Origin of the sequence: Bradyrhizobium sp. dw_78, assembly GCF_018449525.1 — a bacterium.
In the GTDB taxonomy this organism is placed as follows: domain Bacteria; phylum Pseudomonadota; class Alphaproteobacteria; order Rhizobiales; family Xanthobacteraceae; genus Bradyrhizobium.
In genome coordinates this window covers 17,684-41,467 of sequence record NZ_JAAVUS010000015.1, presented here as the reverse complement: position 1 = coordinate 41,467, position 23,784 = coordinate 17,684, and the positions used below count along the sequence as shown (strand labels likewise).

The 23,784-nt window shown below is 60.7% G+C and carries 21 protein-coding genes and 2 pseudogenes; 8 read left to right on the top strand and 15 right to left on the bottom strand.

Translation table 11 applies throughout. The features are described 5' to 3' along the window. The first annotated feature begins 460 nt into the window (after positions 1-460). Positions 461-679, top strand: a complete 219-nt coding sequence (locus HB630_RS27095; protein ID WP_213775789.1) for a hypothetical protein — start codon at positions 461-463, stop codon at positions 677-679. 63 nt (positions 680-742) lie between these two features. Here HB630_RS27095 and HB630_RS27090 read toward each other — a convergent pair whose 3' ends face one another. From HB630_RS27090 to HB630_RS27070, 5 genes are read right to left on the bottom strand one after another with little or no spacing between them, the layout of a single operon-like run. After that, positions 743-1,921: a major royal jelly family protein gene (locus tag HB630_RS27090; protein WP_249781072.1), complete on the bottom strand. Its 1,179-nt coding sequence runs from the start codon at positions 1,919-1,921 to the stop codon at positions 743-745. Positions 1,922-1,959: 38 nt separating this feature from the next. After that, a complete protein-coding gene (locus HB630_RS27085) occupies positions 1,960-2,394 on the bottom strand; it encodes a heme-binding protein (protein ID WP_213775788.1) in 435 nt (144 codons plus the stop codon). A gap of 44 nt (positions 2,395-2,438) precedes the next feature. After that, positions 2,439-4,034 (bottom strand): benzoylformate decarboxylase, encoded by a 1,596-nt coding sequence (mdlC, locus tag HB630_RS27080; RefSeq protein ID WP_213775787.1) that lies wholly within the window; start codon positions 4,032-4,034, stop codon positions 2,439-2,441. A 29-nt stretch (positions 4,035-4,063) separates the two neighbouring features. After that, positions 4,064-5,470, bottom strand: a complete 1,407-nt coding sequence (locus HB630_RS27075) for an NAD-dependent succinate-semialdehyde dehydrogenase (RefSeq protein WP_213775786.1) — start codon at positions 5,468-5,470, stop codon at positions 4,064-4,066. Between the two features lie 51 nt (positions 5,471-5,521). Next, positions 5,522-6,634 (bottom strand): enolase C-terminal domain-like protein, encoded by a 1,113-nt coding sequence (locus HB630_RS27070; RefSeq protein ID WP_213775785.1) that lies wholly within the window; start codon positions 6,632-6,634, stop codon positions 5,522-5,524. Between the two features lie 182 nt (positions 6,635-6,816). On the opposite strand from HB630_RS27070, the pseudogene HB630_RS27065 reads away from it, so the two are divergent. The 3 genes and pseudogenes from HB630_RS27065 to HB630_RS27055 all read left to right on the top strand — a co-directional run. Further along, positions 6,817-7,103: pseudogene (locus HB630_RS27065) on the top strand (aldo/keto reductase); the annotation flags it as partial. A gap of 159 nt (positions 7,104-7,262) precedes the next feature. Further along, the gene (locus HB630_RS27060; protein WP_213775784.1) at positions 7,263-8,276 is read left to right on the top strand and encodes a zinc-binding alcohol dehydrogenase family protein; all 1,014 of its coding nucleotides are present in this window, start codon (positions 7,263-7,265) and stop codon (positions 8,274-8,276) included. A gap of 3 nt (positions 8,277-8,279) precedes the next feature. After that, the gene (locus HB630_RS27055) at positions 8,280-9,257 is read left to right on the top strand and encodes an L-dopachrome tautomerase-related protein (RefSeq protein WP_213775783.1); all 978 of its coding nucleotides are present in this window, start codon (positions 8,280-8,282) and stop codon (positions 9,255-9,257) included. A 168-nt stretch (positions 9,258-9,425) separates the two neighbouring features. Here HB630_RS27055 and HB630_RS28550 read toward each other — a convergent pair whose 3' ends face one another. Then, positions 9,426-9,692, bottom strand: coding sequence for a hypothetical protein (locus HB630_RS28550; protein ID WP_249781082.1), 267 nt, complete (start codon positions 9,690-9,692; stop codon positions 9,426-9,428). On the opposite strand from HB630_RS28550, the pseudogene HB630_RS28545 reads away from it, so the two are divergent. Continuing rightward, positions 9,583-9,861 (top strand): annotated as a pseudogene (locus HB630_RS28545) (SDR family NAD(P)-dependent oxidoreductase); the annotation flags it as partial. The gene HB630_RS28550 and the pseudogene HB630_RS28545 overlap by 110 nt on opposite strands. Positions 9,862-10,035: 174 nt before the next feature. Here the strand turns inward: HB630_RS28545 and HB630_RS27045 are convergent. The 3 genes from HB630_RS27045 to HB630_RS27035 form a co-directional block, all read right to left on the bottom strand. Further along, on the bottom strand, positions 10,036-11,025 hold the full coding sequence (locus tag HB630_RS27045) for a zinc-dependent alcohol dehydrogenase family protein (protein ID WP_249781079.1): 990 nt from the start codon (positions 11,023-11,025) through the stop codon (positions 10,036-10,038). Between the two features lie 191 nt (positions 11,026-11,216). Next, on the bottom strand, positions 11,217-11,726 hold the full coding sequence (locus tag HB630_RS27040) for a DNA starvation/stationary phase protection protein (RefSeq protein ID WP_213775781.1): 510 nt from the start codon (positions 11,724-11,726) through the stop codon (positions 11,217-11,219). Between the two features lie 145 nt (positions 11,727-11,871). Continuing rightward, a complete protein-coding gene (locus tag HB630_RS27035; protein ID WP_213775780.1) occupies positions 11,872-12,897 on the bottom strand; it encodes a zinc-binding alcohol dehydrogenase family protein in 1,026 nt (341 codons plus the stop codon). A gap of 150 nt (positions 12,898-13,047) precedes the next feature. On the opposite strand from HB630_RS27035, the gene HB630_RS27030 reads away from it, so the two are divergent. Further along, positions 13,048-13,722 (top strand): alpha-ketoglutarate-dependent dioxygenase AlkB, encoded by a 675-nt coding sequence (locus HB630_RS27030; protein ID WP_213775779.1) that lies wholly within the window; start codon positions 13,048-13,050, stop codon positions 13,720-13,722. A 13-nt stretch (positions 13,723-13,735) separates the two neighbouring features. On the opposite strand, the gene HB630_RS27025 is transcribed toward HB630_RS27030, so the two are convergent. The 4 genes from HB630_RS27025 to HB630_RS27010 form a co-directional block, all read right to left on the bottom strand. Beyond that, positions 13,736-15,412 (bottom strand): winged helix-turn-helix domain-containing protein, encoded by a 1,677-nt coding sequence (locus HB630_RS27025; protein ID WP_213775778.1) that lies wholly within the window; start codon positions 15,410-15,412, stop codon positions 13,736-13,738. A gap of 78 nt (positions 15,413-15,490) precedes the next feature. Further along, positions 15,491-17,311, bottom strand: coding sequence for a winged helix-turn-helix domain-containing protein (locus HB630_RS27020; protein ID WP_213775777.1), 1,821 nt, complete (start codon positions 17,309-17,311; stop codon positions 15,491-15,493). Positions 17,312-17,539: 228 nt separating this feature from the next. Continuing rightward, on the bottom strand, positions 17,540-18,454 hold the full coding sequence (locus tag HB630_RS27015) for an AraC family transcriptional regulator (RefSeq protein WP_213775776.1): 915 nt from the start codon (positions 18,452-18,454) through the stop codon (positions 17,540-17,542). Positions 18,455-19,005: 551 nt separating this feature from the next. Further along, positions 19,006-19,194 (bottom strand): hypothetical protein, encoded by a 189-nt coding sequence (locus HB630_RS27010; protein WP_213775775.1) that lies wholly within the window; start codon positions 19,192-19,194, stop codon positions 19,006-19,008. Positions 19,195-20,123: 929 nt separating this feature from the next. On the opposite strand from HB630_RS27010, the gene HB630_RS27005 reads away from it, so the two are divergent. Together HB630_RS27005 and HB630_RS27000 are read left to right on the top strand one after the other, a co-directional pair. After that, a complete protein-coding gene (locus tag HB630_RS27005; RefSeq protein WP_213775774.1) occupies positions 20,124-20,690 on the top strand; it encodes a TetR/AcrR family transcriptional regulator in 567 nt (188 codons plus the stop codon). Positions 20,691-20,733: 43 nt separating this feature from the next. Beyond that, entirely contained in the window at positions 20,734-21,642 is a 909-nt protein-coding gene (locus tag HB630_RS27000; protein WP_213775773.1) for an SDR family NAD(P)-dependent oxidoreductase, read from the top strand. Positions 21,643-22,004: 362 nt separating this feature from the next. Here HB630_RS27000 and HB630_RS26995 read toward each other — a convergent pair whose 3' ends face one another. Continuing rightward, complete coding sequence (locus HB630_RS26995) at positions 22,005-23,264, bottom strand: HipA domain-containing protein (protein ID WP_213775772.1); 1,260 nt, start codon at positions 23,262-23,264, stop codon at positions 22,005-22,007. Continuing rightward, a complete protein-coding gene (locus HB630_RS26990) occupies positions 23,261-23,488 on the bottom strand; it encodes a type II toxin-antitoxin system Y4mF family antitoxin (protein ID WP_213775771.1) in 228 nt (75 codons plus the stop codon). The genes HB630_RS26995 and HB630_RS26990 overlap by 4 nt, the downstream gene beginning before the upstream one ends. Positions 23,489-23,784: the final 296 nt, after the last annotated feature.

Sequence of the window (23,784 nt, the reverse complement as noted above, 5' to 3'; positions counted from 1 at the left end):
ATCGTCGCTCTTGAAAATATTGCCCGGCGGCCGTCCAGATCACCGTCCCGTCAGGTCCGTGGACGACGCTGGAAAACGTAGGAATTGCCTCTGCGCGTGACGTACGTGCTCATGCGTACAATCCGACCTGCATTGGTCTTTGCACGCCGGAAATCACCGGAGTTCCAAAGCAAATTTATATTGGCGGAAGGGGTGGCTGCCAAAGGTAATTGATTTTGCTAATTAATTTTGATTTTTTGATGTTTCTTCCACGTCTGACTCCACATAAATTCGAGCCGTGGGCCAGACATTGGTCAGCGCACCCGTCGGCATTTTGGACCGCTGCTCGACCGCATCAACGGCCAGGGTTCCCTCGACGTCAGAGCCTGCTTGGCGCCTTGCGTGACAAGAGCCGCAGCCGCTCCGGGCGCCCTGTTGTACACCGTCACGGCGTGGCCAACTTTCAGGAGATTGGCTGGCTATGACTGTCGCGCTTCGCGAGGAGGTTCCTGCAAATATCTCCGTCGGTCTGATCTGCCCGGGCATGACGAGGTCCGAGCTCGGTAGTGAGACGCTGGTCGAGGGTATGGGTACGGATAAGTTCGCCGAGCTGGCGATGACGCAGATCCTCGCCGGCGAATTTCTTCATCGTCTCGTGTGCCTACAACATGGTTCGGATCGAGGAGCAGCTCCACCATAACGGCTTGACCGATGATTCCGCCTGCGCTTGAAATCGAACGGGTTGGCGAAAGCACCACGGCGGTTACTTCAACGAAACCGGCCCCGCATCGATCTTCACTCGGAAGAGCGAATACGGCTTCACCCGGAGGTCTTTACCTTCGTGAAATTGAGCCTGGCGCTGCAATTGGTTGGAGGTGAAATAAAGATAGCCGTCCGGGCCAACCGACAGGGTATCCGGCCACAGGATGCGTGGATCGTGTGCTATGGTGACCCATTCGCCATCCACTTGCCGCTGGCGAATGCTGTTGCGCTCGTAGTCGCCGGCGTAGACTCGACCCTTGGTGTCCGCCTCTAGGCCATCTGACGCGCCCTTTTCGCCAAGATCTTTCACCGCAAGCGACACGGCTTCGTCGTTGGCGCTACGGTCGAGAAGCAGCGCCGTGGGGACTGAGAAGAGATGCCGGCTCGACAAGGGGCAGTAATAGAGCGTTGCGCCATCAGGAGACAAAGCGATCCCGTCAGAAGCGACGTTGAAGGGCGCTGGCGGCTTGCCCACCTTGCGGACGGCCAGCCGCTCACCTTCGACAACGGGCACGAAGTTGGGGTCCGGCGAAGTCGACGCGTGCCCGGTCAGTTTGCGCCAAGCTTCGCCGCTGGCGAGATCCACGACAATGATTCCGCCGGGACCGCTGATGGAGGAGTCCGTGATATAGGCTACGCCCGCCTTGCCCTTCCGAAGATCGAAGCGGACGTCGTTCACATATGTCGTCTTCAGGACGACGCTCGCAGGCAACACGATGGTCTTGACCACTTTGTCGGTCGCCAGATCCACCGCAACGAGCTTGGCGCCCCCATCTTTCGGCTCAGAGAACCCTGGCGCCGCAGTATCGAGTATCCACAAGCGATCGATAGGGTCCATCACCACACTCTGCACGCTGATCAGGGTGGCTCCCGCACGGTTGGGATCGAACGTGTTGATTGCTTGATCGGGGTAAGCGACGGCCTTGCCGTTCTTTAGCTCGGCCACAGTGAAATGCGCGTTATCCCCCCACTGAGGATAGTTGATGAATATGCGGCCCTTGGCCGAGACGGTCACGCCAGTCGGCATGGCGTCGTGAAAGCTGGCTACCTGTTCGATGTGGCCGATGACGGCATCTGACGGGAGGGATTGAGGGGTGGTCATGACGGCTCCAATACTTGGCGACGAGGCGTAGCCGCTCACCGCGAGGGTAAGAGCAAACACGGATGAGAAGTGTTTCATCGAAGTCTCCGCCGCGGCTGCGTGCGCGGTGATGTTGATCAGGCGGATCGAAGTGCGGCGAGGATGGCGGCCTGTCCAGCGGTGGCGACCGCTATGTCCTGCTCGGTTGTCCCTGAGCCGACGCCGATAGCACCGAGCACCTGACCATCCACGATAATAGGCAATCCCCCTCCGAGGTTGGTGATTCCGCCGTCGCTGGCGGTGGTCAGATTGATACCGAACTCGAATGGAATGCCGCCGCTTGGCGCTCCGAGAGCCGCAGAAGTTTGCGCCTTGGCGATCGACGGCTTCAACGCAAGCACCGCCGCACCTTCGACTCGCGCGTAGGCCAAGAGGTTGCCCCCGGCATCGACAACCGCGATACATTCCGGCGCGCCCAGCTCGCGCGACTTTACGACGGCCGCTTCGATCGCGACCACCGCACCTGCATACGTTAACTGCCGACGATCTTGGGTGAGGGGAACTTGGCTCATGGCTTTTATCACCTTGAATGGGGCATTGATTCTGTTGCGGATGACTAGATGAGCGAGGGAACGGTCGCATCGACCGCGACTTCGATGAGGTGCGGCCCGACCATCGCAACGCCGCGGCGCAGCGCGCCATCCAAAGCGGCGAGCTCGGTGATCCGCTCGCTGGGCACACCGTATCCGGCCGCTAGCGCGAGAAAGTCGAGTCCGGGCAGATCGAGGCCCGGAACTCCTGGCGTGTGCAGCAAATTCGCAAACGACTTCAGGATATTATAGGCACCGTTGCGCGGTACGACGAACAGGATGTCAAGCTTGTGCTGCGCCGCGGTCCAGAGCGCCTGGATCACGTAATTCGCTGCTCCGTCACCGACGATCGCGATGACTTTGCGATCCGTTCCTTCGTCGCGTTCTGCCAGGGCGACGCCGATCGCCGCTGGCAGGCCGTACCCAAGCACGCCGCTCGACATAGAGAAGAAGGACTGCGAGCGGCTTGTCGGCAGTCGTTGACGCAGCAACTTCAATGTCGACATCGACTCCTGCACGATGACGCAGTGATCTGGACGTACCTGATTGATCGAATAGTAGAGCTGGTCGGCGGTGATTCCCGAGTGGGTGTCCGGCTCTGCTAGGGCGGGCAGCTGTGCCGGCGCTTCCCGTGTCGTCTGAGGAATGAGTTCCGCCAAGACTGAGCACGTTCGTCCCGGATCGGCCAGGATGCTGTCGCCAACCGGAGCGCGGCCCGCTTCATTGGGATCATCCGTGATGTGGAAGAGGCGCGAGCCCTCTGGGATATAGTCTCCAGCCACGTACGGATAGTAGCGGAACACGGGCGCTCCGATTACCAGAATGACGTCATGTCCAGCGAGTTGCTCGCACGCCGGCCCAATCGCGCTCTTGAGTCCGCCCTGGAAAAGCGGGTGGGTCTCAGGGAAGCCGGGCCGTCCCTCGCCGGGCGCTGCATAGACCTTGCAGCGCAGCCGCTCGGCGAGACGCACGCCTGCGTCCCAACCGTGGGACTGGTCTACCGCACCACCGATGACGAGAACGGGTGAGCTGGCCGCGCTGAGCACCTCGGCCAGCTCCTTGAGACAATGCGGATCGGCGCCTAGACCACGGCTAACCTTGCGGATCGGCGGGAGCTTCGGACAGGGCTTGTCCACGTCATCCATGGGGATAGAAAGGAAAACGGGACCCATCGGCGGCTGCACCGCCATCGCGTAGGCCCGCATTAGCGCGCCGGGCACGTCCTCGGGCCTCGCGGGTTCGTAGGCCCATTTCACGAACGGCTTCGGGATCTCCAGCGGCTCTTTATTTGCTAGATATGGCTCCAAAAGCAGCATCTCGCGGGTCTGTTGACCGGCCGTGATGATCAGGGGAGCACGGTTGTACCAGGCGCTTTCGATATTGCCCAACGCATTGCCCATTCCCGCTGCCGTATGCAGGTTGACCAAAGCAGCGTGTCCTGTGCGCTGAGCGTAAGCGTCAGCCATTGCCACGGCCGGAGCCTCCTGCAGTGCCAGGACGTAACGAAAGTCCTCCGGGAAGTTGGCCAGTAAGGTCTCCTCGGTCGACCCCGGATTACCGAACATCGTCGTGAGCCGGAGCTGACGCGCGACTTCGAAAAAGGCTTCTCTCACGGTTCTCATGGCGGCCTCCGAAATGTGACGGTGCGAAATCAACCAGCGGCAGAGACGCCGGGCGGGGGCGACCCGACGGGCGAAACGGCCACGAGCTTGCGGTTGACGAATTCGCCGAAACCCAGCTCGGACAGCTCGCGGCCGTAGCCAGAATTCTTCACCCCTCCGAACGGCAGCTCGGGTGCTGTCCAGGTCGGGTGGTTGACGAACGCCATGCCACTATCGATCTGCTCGGCGACGCGGCGACCACGGTCGAGATCCGCGGTGAATACCGATCCTCCCAAGCCAAAGGGAGTGGCGTTCGCAAGCGTGATCGCCTCCTCTTCGGACTCCACTGCATAGAAGGACATGACTGGCCCAAAAAGCTCTTGGGTGAAGATCGGATTCTCCTTCATAATGTCAGTCAGGATGGTCGCCTCGACGTAGAAGCCGGGGCGGTTGACACGCCCACCGCCCACAACCACGCGCGCGCCGGCCTGCTTTGCCAATTCAATCTGGTGCAGCAGGCCCTTCATGGCGTTTTCTGATGACACCGGCCCCAGAGTGGTCGCATCGTCCGTAGGGTCGCCGGCCTTGAGAGCGCCCATGCGGGCGGTGAGGCCATCGAGAAATACCTGTGCCCGCTCGCGTCCGACCACGATGATCCGCTTGGAGGCGACGCAACTCTGTCCGGTGTTGTTCATCCGGCCCCAGAGGGCATTGTCGAGGGTCGGCTCAACGGGAGCGTCCTCGAGCACGATGAGCGCATCGCTGCCGCCGAGTTCCATCACGGACTTCTTGAGGTTGCGTCCGGCGCGCTCCGCGACTGAGGCGCCAGCGCGCTCGCTGCCCGTCACAGTGGCACCGCGCACCCGCGGATCGTCGATCAGCCGGCCGACCTGGTCGAAGCTGGCGAAGATGTTGGCATATATTCCCGCCGGGGCACCGACACCATCGAAGAGATCAGCGAACGCCTCGGCTGACTGCGGCACGCTGCTTGCGTGTTTGATGATGACGACATTGCCCACCATCAGCTGCGGTCCTGCGACCCTGGCGAGCTGATAGTAGGGGAAGTTCCAAGGCTCCACGCCGAGGATCACACCAATCGGCCGCGTCTCGACGATCGATCCAGGCGCTTCCGGGATAGGCTGCGGCTGAAGGTAACGCTCGGCGCGCTTTGCGTAGTAGTCGAGAATGTCGGCAGCCAGGCTGACCTCTCCGCGGGCCTGCGCGATCAACTTGCCCATCTCGAGTGTAAGCAGCTGCGCGTAATGCTCGGCGTTCGCACGGAGCTTCGCGGCTGCTCTCGATACGACCTTTGCGCGCTCCGCAATTGACCGATGACGCCACTCGCTCTGATAGACGGTGTGCGCACGATCCAACGTCGCTTCCAGCTCGGCATCGGAGATTTCCGGGAAGGTCTTCACCACCTGGCCGGTCGCGGGATTTATGGTCTGGTAGGCCATGCTTTTGGTCCTCTTATGCGGTAAAGATTGGGTTGGGTGAGACAACGGAACTCATGGCCTAACGAGGTATTTTGCGACCGCCGTTTCATTCCAGCTGACCCCAGCACCGGGGGAAGCCGATGGCGTTAATTGCCCGTCAACAGGCTGCATCGGCTCCGCCAAGATCGGGGTCGCCCAGTCAACCCATTCCAGCCAGTGCGCAGTTGGCGTCACCCGCATGAGATGCGCCGAAAACTCTGGATAGAGATGGTTGGAAAACTGGATGCCCGCTGCGGAGGCGATATGCGCGGCACGCAACCAGCCTGTTACCCCCCCAATCCGCATGAGATCGGCCATCGCATAGTGCATGGCGCCGGCGGAGAGGAAGGTGAATAGATCCCGCGGCCCGTAGTAGTTCTCACCCATCTGCAGCGGCGTGCGCACTTGCTGGGCCAGTTGGACATAGCCTCGCAGGTTATCGTAGGCGATCGGCTCCTCGAACCAGTAGAGACCCTGCTCATCCAGTTCGTGGCAACGCCGGATCGCGTCTCCAAGACCAAGGGCTTGGTTGAAATCGACCATCAGATCGATGTCGGAGCCGACCCCTTCACGCACCGCAGCGATGGCTGCCAAATCATCCTTCAGATGAATATTGCCTAGTCGCAACTTCATCGCCGAGAAGCCACCCTCTTGAAGCAAATCGGTAGCTTCTTTGGCTAATGTCGAAACCTCGTGACGCCATAGGCCGTTACTGTTGTAGGCGCGATGCGGACCGATCGATCCGCCCAGAAGAACCGCAAGCGAAAGGCCCGCCTGCTTGGCGAGCGCGTCCCAGGCGGCCATGTCGATCGCTGCCGTCGCGATCATGGAGACGCCCGTAACGCCGACTACGTTAAGTGCGGTCAGATCGCGCTCGTAAGCATCAAAGGGAGCGACCGACCGTCCATGAAGCGTATTGGCAAGGTCGGCAAGTTCCGCCACGATCGAGGGGACGGCTGCGGTGCGGTATGGTGCGATATAGCTGTGGCCGACGACGCCACCATCGGTCTCGAGGTCCACAAGCACCAAGGGCCACTGATCGAACCGGCCGATCCCGGCGATCACCGGGCGTCGAAGCGGAACGACAACGGCCCGCACATTCAGCCGCTTTAAAGTCAAAGCCGATGTCGAAAGCGTTCCGCCCATGCCGGTGTCTTCCCTACTGGGGCCGATGTGGCCGTAGCTCAGGAAGATGGTCGAGCCCGGCTGACGAGTCCCGTGGTGAGTTGTGAATCTGCGTAGAGCGCTATCCGCCGAGATTTCTCGAGCTGCTAAGATTGCCAGTGATCAACAGGACACTCAAAGCATGAGGCATGTGGCTGGATTGGGCAGAAGCGGGCTCGCAGATCGAGGACGAGTATCTCTATGCGGTGGTGGCGGAATCCAGCAAAAGCGTGCCGCAGGTAGCGCTGAACTGGCTGCAGCAGCAGCCTACCGTATCGACCGTGGTGATTGGGGTGCGCAACAAGGCGCAGCTCAAGATCAACCTGGGTGCGGTGGGCTGGAAGGTGACCCCGACCAGATCGCGGCCCTGGATGAGGCCAGCAAACGCCCGCTATCCTATCCCTACTGGCATCAGGCCCAGTTCCAGGAACGCAATCCGTTTCCAGTTTGATGGGCCCGATCCGGTGTGCCGAGCTGAGAGCTCCAGCGAACGTGTGAACATCCGTGGTTTCTCGAAAACCGACCGTGACACGGATGGACGACAAGACCACTTCAGGTCTCTCTTTCTCAATCGAGGCGGTTTCCGTCCCGCATACGTGGAGTATCGAGCATGAAAGCCGTCGCCTACCGCCAATCACAGAAAATCGATCACTCGGAGAGCCTGATCGACGTCGAGCTGGAAGCACCCGCGCCCGGCCCTCGAGATTTGCTGGTCGAGGTAAAGGCGATCTCGGTTAACCCGGTCGACGTCAAGGTTCGTGAGCGGGTCGACCCAAAAGGCGAGGACAAGGTGCTCGGCTGGGACGTCGCCGGCGTCGTTTATGGCCTCGGAACTGGTGCCTCGCGCTTCAAGATCGGCCAAGAGGTGTTCTATGCCGGCACGATCAATCGCCAAGGCGCCAACGCAGAATTACACGTCGTCGACGAGCGGATCGTGGGCCGAAAACCAGCCTCGCTCGACTTCGCCGCGGCGGCCGCGATGCCGCTAACGAGCCTCACGGCCTGGGAGCTGCTTTTCGATCGCTTCGCCGCGCCCTACGGAAAATCCGGCGAGCCGGGCTTTCTACTGATTGTCGGCGGCGCCGGCGGCGTAGGCTCGATGGCGATCCAACTGGCGCGGCGACTGACAACTTTGACCGTCATAGCTACCGCATCGCGGCCTGAAACTCATGACTGGGTGAGGAATATGGGCGCCCACCACGTGGTAGATCATACCAAACCGCTCGTGGATCAGGTACGCCCGCTTGCTCCTCAAGGAGTGGCCTACATCATGGGCCTGACTCATACTGAACAGCACTTCGACGAAATCGCCGAGCTGATCGCGCCAGAAGGCCATTTGGGGCTGATAGATGACCCTGCGACTCCTCCGGACGTCACGCGCTTGAAGGGAAAGAGCGCCGCGCTACATTGGGAATCGATGTTCACCCGAAGCCTCTACCAGCCAGCGTCGAGCGGCCGACAGGGTCGCATCCTCGACGAGGTCGCCGACTTGGTGGACGCGGGCGTGCTACGCACCACCTTCAAAGAGAACTTTGGTAAGATCAACGCCGCCAATTTGCAGAAAGCACATGCCATGATCGAAAGCGCGCAGTCGATCGGCAAGATTGTGCTGTCGGGATTCTGACACATGAGCGGGAAAGCCACGAAGTCAGCCCGCGCCGCGGCAGCACTCGTAGCCGCGCTGTCGCCCAGCGCCGCACTCGGAGCCTCGCCCCAGCTTGAAGTGGCGGCAGAAAGTCGCACGATGATCTGGAACGCCGTTGCCGTGGATCATGGCCGGATTTTCGTGGCAGGACCACGCTGGACTGGTTCCACGGGCCCCTCTGTTGCCCGGATCGACGAGGCCGGAGCCGCGCACCCATATCCTGACGCCGCCTGGAATGATTGGCGCACAGGTGCGGACCCGCGCCGGGCATTCGTCAACGTCAACGCCCTGCACCGCGATACACAAGGTGGCCTTTGGGTGATCGATACCGGCTCCCCCGTTTTTGGCGGCGATCCTTTGCCGGGCGGAGCCAAGGCGGTGCGCATTGACCTAGCGACGAACAAGGTGTCGCGTATCTATCCACTTGGACGAGAGGTTGCCGGGAAAGGGAGCTACGTCGACGACATTCGCTTCCACGGCGACCACGCCTACTTCACCGATGCGGGCCGTCCTGGTCTGATTGTGCTCAACCTGAAGACGGGTGCCGCTCGACGGGTCCTTGACGCTCATGCGGCCGCGACGGCCGGCGGTCGTCCGATTATTGTGGCCGGCGAGACTGTCATGGATCCAAAGGGTACCCCCTTGAAGGTCAACAGTGATCCGATGGAGGTTTCGCCGGACGGTCGCTGGTTCTATTTCGGTCCGCTCGAGGGGCCTTGGTCAAGGATCGAAACGCGCTTCCTGGATGACGCGACTTTGTCCGCCGACGCGCTGAGCGGCAAGGTTGAACCCTGGGCCGATTTGCCGCCAATGGGCGGGGAAGTCATGGATTCCAACGGCGATCTGTACTTTAGCGACCTCGCTGAGAGCGCCTTGAAACGCCGCAGTGCCGACGGGACAATCACCACCATTATCGCCGACCCCCGATTTGCATTGGGTCGATGCGCCTTTTATCGATGAGCAACACACGATCTGGCTGCCGGTCCCGCAGCTCGATCGCGCGGCCCTTTTCCACGGCGTCAATTCCAAAGTCGTCTGGCCAATCCAATTATATCGCCTACCTCTTGAGTAGAGCGCTGTAGCCTCAATCACGCCTGAACCGTCTCTGCCAAAAGACCGAGGTCCGAGCTAATGATGAAGACTTGGCTTATCACCGGCTGCTCCACCGGCTTCGGCCGCGTACTCGCAGAGGCCGTTCTTGCCCGCGGCGATAAACTCGTCGCCACCGCGCGCGACGTCGCCGCCATGTCTGACCTCGTCAGGCACTGCCCAGAACGCGCCGCCGCTGGACGTTGCGCGCACGGGCGATGCCGAAGCTGCCGTCGCCAAAGCGGAAACGTTCGGAGGCCTGGACATTTTCGTCAACAATGCGGGCTTCGGCTTGATCGGCGCCATTGAGGAAACCGAGCCGGAGGAGTATCGGTCGATGTTCGAAACAAACCTGTTCGGCGTTATCGAGACCACCCGCGCCGCGCCGCCAGCGCTGCGTCAGCGTCGAGGTGGCCGGATCATCAATTTCTCGTCCGTCGGTGGAATTACCGGTCGGCAGGGCTTCGGCCTTTACAATGCGAGCAAGTTTGCGGTCGAAAGTTTCTCCGAGGCCCTCGCTGAAGAAGTCGCACCATTTGCTCCAAGCCGATCTTGCTGCATGGGAGGAGAACGCGGCACGGACGGGTTTCCACGACGGGCGCTGAAACCGCAGGCTAATTTCATGGTGAGGAGGATATTACAGCACCGCTCACTCCGGCACCAAAGTAACGACCACCTTACCGCGACCGGCACGGCTGGTTACGGCGTCATACGCCTGCTCAACGCCGTCCGGGCTGAAGGCGAACGGCGTCTGATCGAGGAGGGGCTTAAGCCGGCCCGCCTCGATCATCGCCGCGGCTTCGTGCAAGATGTCGCCGTGGCGAGCGCGGCCCTCGCCGGTTAGGAGCGGAAGAAGGGTAAACACCCCCGAGTAGGAAGCCGCCTTGAACGACAATGGTGCGAGGGCGTGCGTTCCCCAGCCCAGGCAACTCACGACGTGCCCGAAGCGGCCGACCGCCTGGAAGGCCGCGTCGAGCGAAGCGCCGCCCACGCAGTCGTAAACGAGATCGAATCCGCGCCCTTCGGCGTACTGCGCGACATATTGCGGGACAGGTAATTCACGGTCGATCGGGATAGCCCCCAGCTTGGCGATGCGATCGCCTTTAGCCGCATTGTCGACGCCGAAGACCTTGGCGCCACGCGCCGCTGCAATCTGCGAAGCGACGTGCCCAACTCCGCCGCCGGCCCCGAGAATCGCGACGGTCTGGCCAGGTTGCACATCGGCGCGGTCGACCAGGCCCTCCCAGGCCGTGATTAACACCAGAGGGAGCGCCGCCGCTTCGCGCATCGCGAGGTTGGCGGGCATATGGGCGAGCAGGTCAGCATCAACCACCGCGTATTCGGCGAGCGAGCCCGACACGCCCCCGACGCCGGTTGCCATGGCATAGACTTTATCCCCGACACCGAACCGAGCGATGCCTGGACCGATCGCTGCGACCGTGCCGGCGAGATCCATTCCCAGCACGGCCGGCAGTGGTTGCCGAGCATGCGGTGCTGCAGCCGCCCTGATCTTTGTATCTAATGGGTTCACACCACTCACATGCACTCGGACCAGCACCTCGCCAGCTTGCGGCACAGGCTTGGGTAGCTTGACGGATAGGAAAGGCCCGTCGGGACGCTCGACCAGCAGCCCCAGCATAGTGTCACTCATTTTGCGTTCCCTTAAGGTCGGCTGTAGTGACATCTGTAAGACGTCACTACAGCCGACACTCTGCTGAATTGTAACTGATCAACCCCCACCGGGAGCGTTCTCGAAGGATCGAACTCAACAAGTTAGCAAGCTTGCGATGCACGTCCATTGGCTGTTCATTTCCCGCGCCATACGGCTAGTCAGCGGCAGGTTTCGAACAGAAACCACACGCGGCGCTCCGCCTCATCAATCCAGTTTTCCAGCAGACTCGCCGTAGCCACATCGTCGCAATCTTCACACAAGCTATGGGTCTCGCGCATTGAGGCCGCAAGCCGCTCGTTATCTTCTCGCAACTCGGCCAACATGTCCTTGGGGGTGACAAAAGCGGCATCGTTATCCGCCAGCCGTTGCAAGCGGCCGATGTGGCCGATGGAGCGAAGCGTCGTGCCGCTCAATTTGCGGCAGCGCTCCGCGATGTCGTCTGTCATGGCAAATATGTCAGAGGCCTGCTCATCGAGAAGCAGGTTATAATCCCGGAAATGCTCACCCGACATATGCCAATGGAAATTCTTGGTCTTGAGATAAAGCGCAAATACGTCAGCGAGCAGCGTGGTCAGCGCAGCCGGCACGTCTCGCGCAGCATCTGCTGAAAGTCCACTGGGCGTCTTCAGTTCGGGAGACCTGCTTTCATTCCCTTTTACCACGGTCATCGCGTATCACTCTTGGAGATGGGTTACTGAGATGCAGTCCGGCAGGAAAGAGGAGATCGCCGGCCGGTTGAATACCCCGGGGCAGACTTCGGGATCGCTGCTGGTCGCAGCGAATGCTATCGCCCCCCCCCATGGAGGGCTCGATCTACTGAGTCACGGGGAAGCCGCTGAGGACGATTTTACCGATCGAGCGCCCGCTTTCCGCGAGGCTGTGGCCGTGGGCGATGGTCGCCGCCGACATCGGCCCGAGTTTGGTCATTAGCGTCGTCCGCAGCACGCCGACGTCGACCAGTTCGGCGACCGAGGTCAACAGACGATGTTGCTGGATCATGTCAGGGGTATGGAACATCGATCGTGTGAACATCATCTCCCAATGCACAGAGACGCATTTCAGCTTGAATGGAGCGATATCGAGCACGTCAGGATTGTCGATGAGGGCGAATCTGCCTTGAGGAGCAATAACCTTTACAATCGCGGACATCTGTCGATCGGAACCGGTGAGCCCAGCGATGAAGTCAGCTTGCTCGATGCCAATTCTTCTCAGCCCCTCGTCAAGCGGCTCGTGGTGATTGATCACGTGGTGGGCCCCCATCTCCTCGCACCAAGCAATTGTCTCGGGGCGTGAGGCCGTGGCGACGACGGTTAAGCCCGTCAGTTGCCGAGCCAGCTGGGTGAGCATCGAGCCTACGCCGCCGGCACCGTTGATTATCAAAAGCACGCCCGGCGTGGACTCCGAGCCGTAGCCGACGCCAAGCCTGTCAAAAAGTAGCTCCCAGGCCGTGATCGATGTCAGCGGCATTGCCGCGGCTTCGAGGAAGGAGAGGGTCTTTGGCTTTGGACCAACAATCCTCTCATCCACGAGTTGGAGTTCGGCGTTTGATCCCGCTCGCGTCATGTCACCCGCGTAGAAGACCTCGTCGCCAGGTTTGAACAACGAGATATCAGAGCCGACCGCCTCAACCACACCCGACGCATCGTAGCCCAGCACACGGGGCTTGCCTGGTGTGGGCGTGAACTGCCTGCGCATGAAGTAGTCGGCGGGATTGATCGACACGGCACGAACCGCAACCTTAAGATCGCGGGGGCCAGGTTCGGGCGCCGGGATTTCGAGATCAGCCAGGGTCTGCTCAGCACTAAGCGGCGAGGGTTCGAAAAGGCCGACGGCTCGCATCTGAGGCTCCTAAGTTCTGCCACGCGTCTACCCTCTGTTAAACTCGATCGGTTGGTCTCGGCTGTGTATTTTTGTGAAAAGATCTGGTGGACGAATTTCCAACATCCCAGATGGCAATTACCCAGGCCCATTTGAGAACAGGTGAGGACGATGCCTCGACTCCCTCGCAAACCGCAGGTTGAACTGGAGCTTACCGACCCTGAACCATTCCCAGCGGGTCTCCACTACCTGCCGGGTTATTTCGATGAGACGGCCCAGGGGGCGCTGGTTGCCGACGTTCGGCAACTATTGGTCGAGGCGCCCTTGTTCAAACAGAGCATGCCTAAGAGCGGCGCCCCTCTCAGTGTGCGGATGAGTAATGCGGGAGATTTTGGTTGGGTAACTGACCGCGAAGGTGGTTACCGCTATCAAACAGTCCACCCCGTGACAGGTAAGCGTTGGCCCCCGATTCCGACGGTGTTTCTGGATCTGTGGCAAGGAGTGACGAGCGAGATCGAACCGCCCAACATGTGTCTCATCAACTTCTATGACGCCGGAGCCCGTCTCGGCCTGCACCAGGACAAGGGGGAGTCGAGCCTGGAAGCCCCGGTCGTTTCGGTTTCTTTAGGAGATGAGGCGACCTTTTCCGTTGGCGGGATGGTCCGGAAAGACCCTGTCAGGCGCCTCCGGCTCCGGAGTGGCGACGTGGTCTGGTTTGGCGGGCCCTCGCGGCTGATTTTCCACGGGGTCGAGGGCATCAGGCCGGGAACCTCGCCGCTACTCGAAGAGCACGGCTTTGCGGCGAGCGGCCGGATCAACATCACCCTGAGGAGGATAGGACGTTAGCGAGACAATGATCTCAGCTGGCGGGGAGTGGTCCGATCCGAGCGATCTGAGCGAAGCATTCATCCCCAAGACCTAGGGTTGCCCACATGGGTAGCGCCGAGATGGCCAAGCGCCAGGCCAGGTGAGCCGCTGTCGGCCGAGCGGTGGCCCAATCCAATGCCACCCGGACCTGATCAATCGTCTGCGCGCAAAAGGCACTCCATTGGACAGTAGATCGCCCGCCGACGGACGCAGCTGTCGCGGCGACCAACTGCTCGAAGTAGCGGGCGTGTCGTTCTTTGATCGTCTCTGCTTCGCCGCTCTGTTCGAGTCGCTGGAGCGCGTAAGCCCGCGTGGTATCGAGGAGACGATGCCCGCTCGCGCTAAGTTCACCCGCCCCAATCGCTAGTGACTTCGCCGCGAGGCTTGCCATGAGCGAATGAATTGCCAGCGGATCCAGGCCGTCACCGCCCACGACCGCTTTAAGTGCGTCATAGCTGCATGCGCCGCAGAAAACGGACATCCGTCGAAGGAGAACCTTCTCCGCATCGGACAGGGTCTCGTAACTCCAATCGAGAGTGGTTTGGAGACTGCGGTGCCTTGGTAAGCCTGTATTCCTCCCAGGCATGTGCAGCCGGAAATAGTCGGTCAATTCGGCTGCAAGCTCCGCCACCTCGAGGGTGTCCAGCCGTCCGGCCGCCAGCTCGATCGCGAGTGGTAGCCCGTCCAGCTTGCGGCAGATCTCGGCAACGTGCCGCACCGCGTCGTCCGTAAGGCGAAAGCTGGCGCTGTTCGCGGTGGCTCGCTCACAAAAAAGCTCTACGGCCGAATATGATAACGCGCTTCTTGCGTTGATCGCCGCGTATGGCGGCGGGACAGTCAGTGGATCGAGGCGCCAAATCCGCTCGCCAGCTGCTCTGAGCGGTTCACGGCTCGTCGCTAATACGACGGAGGAGGGGGCCCCCGATAGGATTACCCGCACCGCCGCTGAGACCTCGGCCACGAATGGCTCGCAGCTATCGAGAACAATGAGATGGCGTCGGTCAGCAAGAAGTGCTCGGATCTCGCTCAGGTCGTCGCCGGCGGTCGTTGCGAAACCAAGGCCGGATCGTATGGCGCTGAGAACCATCTTCGGATCCCGAAGATGGGCGAGGTCGACGAGGCTGGCAGAATAGAATTGCCGTTGCTCGATTGCGAGCCGAGCTGCCGAGACCGCAACAGTGGTCTTTCCGATGCCACCCGCTCCGACAATGGTAAGAAACCGACCCGTGCGCAGTTCAGCAGCAAGTGCGCCGACGGCGTGGTCTCGCCCTATGATACGTGATAACGGCGAGGGCAGGCTGCGTCGTGGCTTGCCGTCCATGATCGAAACGGGTGCGATAAAGCGATAACCGCGCCCAGGAACCGTCTCCAGATAGTCGCCCTTCGATCCCCAGGTGTTGAGCACCCTTCGCACTGCGGCAACGGCCGTGCGCAGGTTGCACTCCTCGACGTAAGTGTTCGGCCACGCGCTGGTCATCAGCGCTTGCTTCTCGACCACTTCACCCGCGTTTTCGACAAGAACGCGGAGGACGTCGAAGGCGCGCCCGCCAAGCCGCAGGACCTCGTCACCGCACAAGAGTTGCTGCCGGGAAGGCAGCAAGCGGAACGAACCGAATCGAGCTTCGCGTCCGCGAAGGTTGATGGCAGCCTTGTCAGCCGCGTTATCCATGCGCGTGGAGCTGCGCCTCGGTTTGCCATACGACTTGTGGCCAAGCGATTAGTTCAATACCCGCCGTATTGAAGGTTGTCACGCCACCGTTCCTGAATCGGTGCCGATGCACGGCGCTGGGTCGGGAAGGGGAACGACCTGTTGACTCGACACGCCTGCCTGCTCGCGCTCGGCGAAATCGATAGCCACGCGAACTTTCTCCTCGGACGTCGAATGATCACCGTGCGGATCCAGAATGCGCGCCTTCTGCTCTAAGGCCAGTAACGAGGCATACAGCCACTTGGCGTTGGTGCCGCCGTGATCGACCATGTCCCGTGCAGCTTCTGGCACCCGCATAGGATCGCCGTAATGTGGTGCATTCGTTTCGAAACCAGCCGACTCAATCGGTGGGCTCCTCATCCCCGCGCGGGCCGCCGCGATTGCTGGGCCGTCCCCGGCGCCTTGAGCCGGCTCTCCAAGCCGCCGCTCGAAATACCGGGCATGGCGTTCACGCAGATCATCCACCTCGCCGCTGTCTACGAGCCGCTGAAGGGCATAGGCTCTCGTCGTGTCGAGCAAGCGGTGCCTCCCATGCCCGTTGTTCTCCTTTGCAATGAGCGACTTCGCCGCGAGACTGGCCAGGATCGACGAAATCTCGACCGAGGGCAGGAGCGCGTCGGTTACGACTCCGCGCACAGCGTCGGGCGCAAACGGGTCGCGAAAAACGGCCAATCGCCGGAAAAGCACGCGTTCCTTTTCGGTCAGCCTCTCGAAACTCCAGTCGAGCGTCGCTTGCAGCGTTCGATGGCGGGGCAGGCTCGAGCTGCGGCCAGGCATATGGAGCCTGAAGTAGTCGTTCAGTTCAGCCGCGAGGGTTGAGACATCGAGCACGTCTAGCCGCCCGGCCGCGAGTTCGATGGCAAGAGGGAGACCGTCGAGTCGTCGGCAAATCTCGCAGACCTCCCGAGCGATCGAATCTGTGAGTTCGAAGTCTGCGCGGGAGGCTGCTGCGCGCTCGCAGAAGAGCTCCACCGCTGAAAACTCCAACGCCTTGCTGGCGCTGCACGACGCATACGGTGGTGGCGCTGACAGGGGGTCCAAGCGCCAAATGCGCTCACCATCGGCCCGGAGCGGCTCACGGCTGGTCGCTAGAACGGAAACCCTCGGGGCAAGCGTCAGGATCGACTCGGCCTCGGCCGCGGCCGCGGCCAGCAACGGCTCGCAACTGTCGATGAGAATGAGTAGGCGCTCGTCCGCCAGGTGTGTCTGAATCGCGCTCATGTCATCGCCGTCGGCCACAACGCCGAGGGCGGATCGCAATGCGCTGGGAACAAGAACCGGATCCTTGAGATGCGCAAGATCGACGACGACCGCGGCGGAGAATTCCCGCCGTTCAACGGTGCGCCGTGCGGCTGATAGAGCAGTGGTGGTCTTGCCGACGCCCCCTGGTCCCACAACGGTCACCAGCCTGTGTGCTTTCAGCTCAGCGACTAGCGCGTCGATGGCATGCTCGCGTCCAATAACACGAGCGATCGATGCAGGCAGGTTTCGCCGATGGGCAACGTCGTCGGAGATCGTCACACTCGCAACGAACCGGTATCCGCGTCCCGGTACGGTAGCGAGAAAGCGCACGCTATCTTGTCCACTCAATGCCCGCCGGATCGCAGCAATTGCGGTACGTAGGTTGCTTTCATCGACGTATGTATTCGGCCACGCCTTTGAGATCAGCGTTTCCTTGCCGACGAGTTCGCCGGCGTGACCTACCAACGTCAGCAGCACCTCGAAAGCTCTGGCGCCCAGCGGGACAATCCTGTCGCCGCATAGCAGCAGCTGACGCGCTGGGATCAGTCGAAAAGGGCCGAAACGCGCTTCGCGTCCGACAAGGGAGAGCATGGCAGGACGCAAATCAGTTTCTGACATCGCATGGAAACCTGCAGCATGGAGGCCTACTTCCATGTGGTCGCGCGCGCGGGTGGAACGGGCGTTCCATCTCTGCCGGAGTTTTTGGCAACGACCTCCCGTGCTGCGTTACGCCGAGATCGCCGCTATTCTCCCCACATCAGCCACCACCGAAGTTTACCTAGATCAGGTAAGCCGGTCTTGCAGACTTCTGCGGATTGGATGTTCCTGCGGCGCTGGGGTGCCGGCCTACTTTCGGGCCTCGCGTCGCCACGCGCCGGGAGAAGCACCTACGTGGCCCTTGAACACGCGTGTCAGATGACTCTGATCGGCGAAGCCGCAGCACAGAGCGATATCGCTAATCGGGATAGTTGTCTCGGCCAGTAACTCTCGCGCACGCCTTACGCGTTCGCCGACGAGCCATTGATGTGGCGGTATGCCGGTTGCTATCTTGAAAGCGCGGTTAAACTGGTCGATTGACAGTCCGCAAAGATCAGCAAGTTTAGCCGCATCGACGTCGTCCGAAGGACAATCAAGCATGTACTCAAGGGCGGCTTGCACTTTTTCTGCGGGCTGGCGTGTGACCGTCTCCTTCTCTGTCCTGACCCGCGCGGATTTTCCGACAAGATGGAAGACCACGGCATCTACAACATGCCCAGCAAATAACCTGGTGACCTCCGCCGGGCGTCTCAACGCTGGGAGCAGCGCGCGAGAGAGGTTTACGAGCACCTCGTCGGACGTCGACAGAAACGGTTCGCTTAGCTCAGGTGCCGACGGCAAACCTAGCCGCTGCGCCGCGCGATCAAGCAAGGCTTGGTCGAGCCGGAAGCTGACTGCGTCGAACGGGTCGGGGATATGCACCTGATAAGATGACTTCATCGAATAGACGAGCAGCCCACCCCTCGGTACGAGGACGGAGGACGCGACGGTCCTGCCATCGAATTGCACTTCAGCAAGCCGGGTGGGAAGAAGGCAAGGGGTGACAACGAAGCCATCCGCCACGGAACTCGGATTAGACCAGCCACCGCCGCCGCTCCTGCGCGCGTGCCGGATTACATTCAGATCGGAGTGGGCGATGCTCTGGGTTAAAAGAGACTGATCGATATCGAGCCTGCCGCGCCACGCGCGTCCTGGCCATTCGTCATCTGCTTCAGGAAGAGTCATAATCAGCCGTCTATCTCTTCTCAGGCATTTTCACCGCAGCATCACTTCTGCTTTCAATTGTGCCGCCTATCCAACGATATGCGGAACATCGATCCAGACATACTCTAATTGATTTAACCCAATCGGCGGCAATATTCCCGCTATTAAGCCTCTGGCAAAGTATAATAATGTCTTTGCTATCTCCACCGCCATATAGTTAGCGACTGGGCCCCAGCCCCGGCCCGTAGATGCTGAATGCGCTGCGACAAGGGTCTTATTGCGGCCGAGAGCGTCGCCAGAGGTCGTTCGTACCAGGCGTGCGAATTTCATTGCCTCTCAAAATCTCGAAATGGCTTTGCCCAAAACGTGCGCTTCGCCGTGCCCACCGGTGCGCGAGCGATAATTCCCGTAACATATTTCGCGGTCGGGCCGATGCCCCACGCCGCAATGCTGATGAACGGTGTTGCCCGAATTGGCTTTGAACGTGCGGAGCTTCCCGACCGCCGCAGCGCTTCTAGGACGCCGCGCGTACCGGCCGTCATGGCAGTGTGCGGCGGACTCTCTGATGATCACTATAACGTCTGGAGGATACCCGACACCCATCGGATCGCAAGATAGGCCGCGATTGCAGTCAACGCCGGGACCGCAATAGAAAATAACACGCGGGCCGTCATCAACCGGGCGTTAGCTTGCGGCGCTTTCACCGCCTGGCTTTCGGCGAGCGATCGAATACCCGTTTTGGCGTCGGCACCCTCCGGCATTTCAATCCCTTGCCCGGCCCGAGCTCGCCGGTGCGCCGGGGTGTGGCCTAGCCAAAGAAAACCCTGCACCGGAACGGGCAGGGTCCCGATGCAGGGGTGAGAAGTTCTTGGAGTTAGTTCGGTGCCAGCATGCACATCCGCAATCTAGCGATGTGACCGTGCGCTGTCTGGTCAAAATAGCTCAACCGTCGCGTCCGTTGTCGTTCGCCGTGGGCGCGCCGAGCAGCCATATTTTGATCGCCCGATCGAGAATAATTGCGGTCGAGGAACGGTTTCGCATTCTTCTAATTGGTAAAGCATGCAAACGTTCGAAACGATCGATTCAAAAGTGGCGAGGCGCTGTCGCTATCACCAACATCGCTGCCAAAAAACAACCGTGAAAGTGGATGGATCGCTCCTCACGGGCTTGGTCCATTCGGTCATGGAAGTTAATTCCAGCAATCCGAAGCGCTGGATCATCAGCGTCGTTGCTGATTCGGTCATCGCAGCATGACGACGCGAGCATCCTTTATTTCAAATACATGCATTGCAAATACATGCGCTCCCAGAAAAAATGCTCCCGGCTCAGGAGCTATTTCTGTTAGCGACGTACCTTGGCTCGCTCTGGAACATCTAACGTAATCAGCGATCCCGCTTTGGATATACTTCGCCGGCCTTCTGAATGATCGTTTCTAGGCGATCAGCGATCATCAGCCCGAACGCGCGCCGCTCGTCGACGAAGGTAAAGCTCTCGGCCCGCTTGATCGCCGCAGCCGGTCCGAGTTTCGCCTGCGATTTCTAAGCCAACTCGAAGCCGTCTGGCTGGCCACGAAGCTACGGTTCAATGAGGCTCTCGGTCGCCGTCCGGATCTGCCTGAACCCAGCATAGCCCGACCGATTGACCGACCAGACACTCTTTTATATGATCGAACCCTATTGGACGATCTGGCATGGCAAGACCGAGAAGCGAGGACCGGCGTAACGCGATCATCGCGGCGGCAACCCATGTTATCGCGAACCACGGGCTGGCCGCGCCGACGGCGCTGATCGCGAAGGAGGCCGGTGTCTCGAACGGGTCCCTATTTACCTACTTTGGGACCAAGGCGGATCTCTTGAATCAGCTCTACGTCGAACTGAAGACAGAGATGGCCGCAACCGCCTTGGACGGCGTGCTTGTTGACCAAGATGTTCGGGATCAGATGGCCAGCATGTGGCGCGGGTGGCTTGGTTGGGCGACCGCCGATCCTGAAAAACGCCGGACACTTGCGCAGCTTGCGGTGTCAGACGAAATAACCCGGTCGAGCCGGGACGTCGGCAACCGCGCCATGGCCGAGGTCTCCGCAATCCTTGAGCGGAGTCGTGAGACTGGACCGATGCGCGCCGCACCGTTCGGTTTGGTCGTGGGTCTCATGAACGCCGCCGCGGACGCGACGGTCGATTTTATTGTCCATGACCCGGCGAACGTCGAGGCGCACAGCCAAGCCGGTTTCGAAGCCATGTGGCGAATGATCGCTTAATTTTCGACCATAAAAGACTGACTACTCAGACATTGGAGATTTCATGAAGCCGTCCGAAAATGACACCTACATCGTCACAGGGCCGACATCCGGCATTGGACTTCGCACGGCCCTGGATCTGGCTCCGCATGGAACGTTGATCCTGGTGGGTCGCAATCGCAGCAAGCTTGACGGCGTGCGAAACCAGATCGAGCGGGCTGGCGGCAAGGCCTTCACGGTCGTCTGCGACCTTTCCGATCCAGCGAGTGTTCAGCGCGCCGCGCGGGAGATCATCGCCATCGGTTTGACGATCACCGGCGTGCTCAACAATGCCGGCGTCATGCTCACGAAGCCGGGCAAGAACGCTTTGGGCTGGGACCTCACCTTCGCGACCAACCACCTTGGTCCGTTCGCGCTAACGGAGGCGCTCGTCCCGCATCTACCGGATGGCGCAAACGTCCTCTTCGTCGCGTCGGGGGTCGAAGACCCGGAGCGGCCCACGGTCAAGGTCATGGGCATGCGCGGCGGACGGTATATCTCGACAGAGGCGAGCGCGCGGGGCGAATGGCAACAGCCTGGATCCAGGATCACGGGCATGGATGCCTACGCGACGTCAAAGCAGTGCATCCTCGTTTCCGCCCTGGCGCTTTCCAGAGAATTACCCCGATTGCACATCAACGCCGTTGAGCCCGGCATCAATCCGGCGACCGGTCTCGGCGGTGCAAATGGATTAATGCGTTTCGTGTTTGAACAAATCATCTCGCGGCTGCCGCCGTTCAACCGCTACAGAAATACGCCCGAGCGGGCGGCGCGCGTCATCATCACGATTCTGACCAACAAATCCGTCGGAACCGGCGTCTACTATGATCACAAGGGTCGGCCGACGAGGGGTTCGACGCTCGCCAGCGACCCCAAATTTCAGGATCGGGTGCTCGCGGAGACCCGCGCGTTTCTGTCCCTCACCGCAACTTGAAGCCCGGAGCCGAACGGCGAGAGCGTTCGACATGATCGCGCCGGGTCGTCAGTCGTCGCAAGCGGCGGACAAACGCAATTTCTCCTTTCCCCCAAAGCGGAAGTTCGGCAGCTTCGCGCTCTGCCGATTTTCGATAAGGTTTTAAGGCCGCGATTCTGACAATGGGGCGTTTGACGCGGATAAGTCCGCCTGCCCAACAGTCCAGGGCGGGAAATAAGGTGTGCCTTTCGTCCGTCCGTCGGCGCCGCCGCAGGCCTGTTGGTTCTATCTTTGTCTGCTTGGCGTGGATTCCTGCCCGTTCTATGGCGTGACCCCTTTATCAGTCAGGTTCTTCGTTAGCACGAATTGGCTTTGCGCCTCTTTCAGGCCTTCGCTGTGATCCGGAGCAAATGGGACGCGCGCGTCTCAATGATGGCGCGAACGGCTTTGAGAATGGCGTGGGCTATGCCTGCGGCTTCCAGGTCGGCCAGAAGGGTGTCCGCTTCACCTCTGATCCGTCCCGCTAGCTCCGTCATATCCTTGACCAATAGACGTTGCGCGCCGCGCGTTGCTGGGACGAGCGTCAACCAGTGTTGCAACTGGATCGTGTCTGGGATGGAGCGCCCGCCGATCGCCATGGCGAGCTTCTTGGCCAGTCTCGGGTAGGCTGCCGTGCAGACGACATCATAGAGCGGGGCAAGGTCCGGCGCCCTGCCGCGATAGAGCAGCGCGTAATTCTTGCCATGGGCATCGGCATTGCCGACCAGATAGTGAAAAATGAGCATGCGAATAAAGCTCAACCGGTCGGCCGCCGGCCGCGCGGTGGCGCGGTCGAGCAGATTCAGCGAGCGCTCGGTCCCTGGTCCGCCTTCCTCCTCGTATTTGAGTTCGGGCGGCACGCTCAGCGCCTGGCAGAAATCCTCCTGATGGAGGCGTGTAATCGTGCCATCCTCATGTTTCGAGCGGTCGTAACGTTCGATCAGGAGGAACGGAATGGCGCCGCTGCGTCGCATCTGAACCTCGGGTACCGCCAGTTTCAGGCGCGCGGCAAGGCGTAGACAGAACAGTTCGTTTTCGACGCTGCCGTCGAGCGCCTGAATGAAAGGTTTCAGGATATGCGTGGTGGGGCGGCCACCCTTGGCGAGCCCGATCGCTTCACCCTCGATGCAGACGGCGAGTTTGTCTTGTGCTCCGGCGAGTGACAGGCGGACTCCTTCCTCACCGCCGAGCAGGGGGCGCTCGCGTAGCTTGCCAAGAATTTCTTCGAGCCGCACCGGACTGAGCGCTTCGACGCCATTGTCGTCGGACGAGGGTGGCATCTGCCCGGCTGGATAGAGTGACAAAGCGCCAGCGCATTCTCCGCCGATGACTTCAAGAAGGCCGAAGGCGTTTCCTGCCGAGATGCCCAGCGCGCCGGCCAGACGCTGCCGGGCGGCTTCGTCGGGCAGAAGGCCGGAAAAGAAAGGGCGGACTGCACGATCGAAGTAGGGGCCCTCCTGCAGCGGCATGGAAAACGAGATCGCCCGGGGCTCTTGCTGGGCAAGGTAGCCGGCGTCATAGACAAAGCTGAGTGCTCCGCCGTCATCCTGGTTGAGGATGCCGGCCTTCACCCCGCTGAAATAGACATCCAGAAGGTGGCTCACCGCGTTGTCTCCCGGCGGCTGCTGACGGACAGGCTGAGGCCCAGCGCCGCCGCAACCTGAAGCGCGCGACCAAGCTGACAGCTTTCTTTTCCGGCTTCCAATTCGCGCACGAAACGCACGCCGACCCCGGTGAGTCCGGCGAGCTGCTCCTGAGTCAGACCCTGGGCTTTCCGCTCCTCGCGGATCAATTCACCAAGGCCTTTGCTCGTCGTGATCGTCTGCATAATCATCCCCATCGGGGCGATTATAGCAAGTTCCGGCCCTCTTGCGATAAAAAAGAACCGATCGGGACGATTGTGGTTGGAATCTGGTAAATCTGGCCTAAACATCCCGATCGGGACGAATTAGGCGGCCTCGGCGGGTACACGGAGGCAGGCGCCAATCCCTCCCGTGGGAGGGGCTGAGGGCGCTTCGCCGACGGAGATTACGAGTACGCCACTCAAGTCAAGGCGATATCTCGGGGGTATCTCGTATCGCTCACTTCTTGAAACGCAGATTCGGAATTGCCCGAATTGGGGGT

What these genes read in the sequence shown, in the direction of transcription:
- HB630_RS27095 (WP_213775789.1), top strand. Translation starts at nt 461, where the DNA reads ATGACTGTCGCGCTTCGCGAGGAGGTTCCTGCAAATATCTCCGTCGGT.
- HB630_RS27090 (WP_249781072.1), bottom strand. Translation starts at nt 1,921, where the DNA reads ATGAAACACTTCTCATCCGTGTTTGCTCTTACCCTCGCGGTGAGCGGC.
- HB630_RS27085 (WP_213775788.1), bottom strand. Translation starts at nt 2,394, where the DNA reads ATGAGCCAAGTTCCCCTCACCCAAGATCGTCGGCAGTTAACGTATGCA.
- mdlC (WP_213775787.1), bottom strand. Translation starts at nt 4,034, where the DNA reads ATGAGAACCGTGAGAGAAGCCTTTTTCGAAGTCGCGCGTCAGCTCCGG.
- HB630_RS27075 (WP_213775786.1), bottom strand. Translation starts at nt 5,470, where the DNA reads ATGGCCTACCAGACCATAAATCCCGCGACCGGCCAGGTGGTGAAGACC.
- HB630_RS27070 (WP_213775785.1), bottom strand. Translation starts at nt 6,634, where the DNA reads ATGGGCGGAACGCTTTCGACATCGGCTTTGACTTTAAAGCGGCTGAAT.
- HB630_RS27060 (WP_213775784.1), top strand. Translation starts at nt 7,263, where the DNA reads ATGAAAGCCGTCGCCTACCGCCAATCACAGAAAATCGATCACTCGGAG.
- HB630_RS27055 (WP_213775783.1), top strand. Translation starts at nt 8,280, where the DNA reads ATGAGCGGGAAAGCCACGAAGTCAGCCCGCGCCGCGGCAGCACTCGTA.
- HB630_RS28550 (WP_249781082.1), bottom strand. Translation starts at nt 9,692, where the DNA reads ATGGCGCCGATCAAGCCGAAGCCCGCATTGTTGACGAAAATGTCCAGG.
- HB630_RS27045 (WP_249781079.1), bottom strand. Translation starts at nt 11,025, where the DNA reads ATGCTGGGGCTGCTGGTCGAGCGTCCCGACGGGCCTTTCCTATCCGTC.
- HB630_RS27040 (WP_213775781.1), bottom strand. Translation starts at nt 11,726, where the DNA reads ATGACCGTGGTAAAAGGGAATGAAAGCAGGTCTCCCGAACTGAAGACG.
- HB630_RS27035 (WP_213775780.1), bottom strand. Translation starts at nt 12,897, where the DNA reads ATGCGAGCCGTCGGCCTTTTCGAACCCTCGCCGCTTAGTGCTGAGCAG.
- HB630_RS27030 (WP_213775779.1), top strand. Translation starts at nt 13,048, where the DNA reads ATGCCTCGACTCCCTCGCAAACCGCAGGTTGAACTGGAGCTTACCGAC.
- HB630_RS27025 (WP_213775778.1), bottom strand. Translation starts at nt 15,412, where the DNA reads ATGGATAACGCGGCTGACAAGGCTGCCATCAACCTTCGCGGACGCGAA.
- HB630_RS27020 (WP_213775777.1), bottom strand. Translation starts at nt 17,311, where the DNA reads ATGTCAGAAACTGATTTGCGTCCTGCCATGCTCTCCCTTGTCGGACGC.
- HB630_RS27015 (WP_213775776.1), bottom strand. Translation starts at nt 18,454, where the DNA reads ATGACTCTTCCTGAAGCAGATGACGAATGGCCAGGACGCGCGTGGCGC.
- HB630_RS27010 (WP_213775775.1), bottom strand. Translation starts at nt 19,194, where the DNA reads ATGCCGGAGGGTGCCGACGCCAAAACGGGTATTCGATCGCTCGCCGAA.
- HB630_RS27005 (WP_213775774.1), top strand. Translation starts at nt 20,124, where the DNA reads ATGGCAAGACCGAGAAGCGAGGACCGGCGTAACGCGATCATCGCGGCG.
- HB630_RS27000 (WP_213775773.1), top strand. Translation starts at nt 20,734, where the DNA reads ATGAAGCCGTCCGAAAATGACACCTACATCGTCACAGGGCCGACATCC.
- HB630_RS26990 (WP_213775771.1), bottom strand. Translation starts at nt 23,488, where the DNA reads ATGCAGACGATCACGACGAGCAAAGGCCTTGGTGAATTGATCCGCGAG.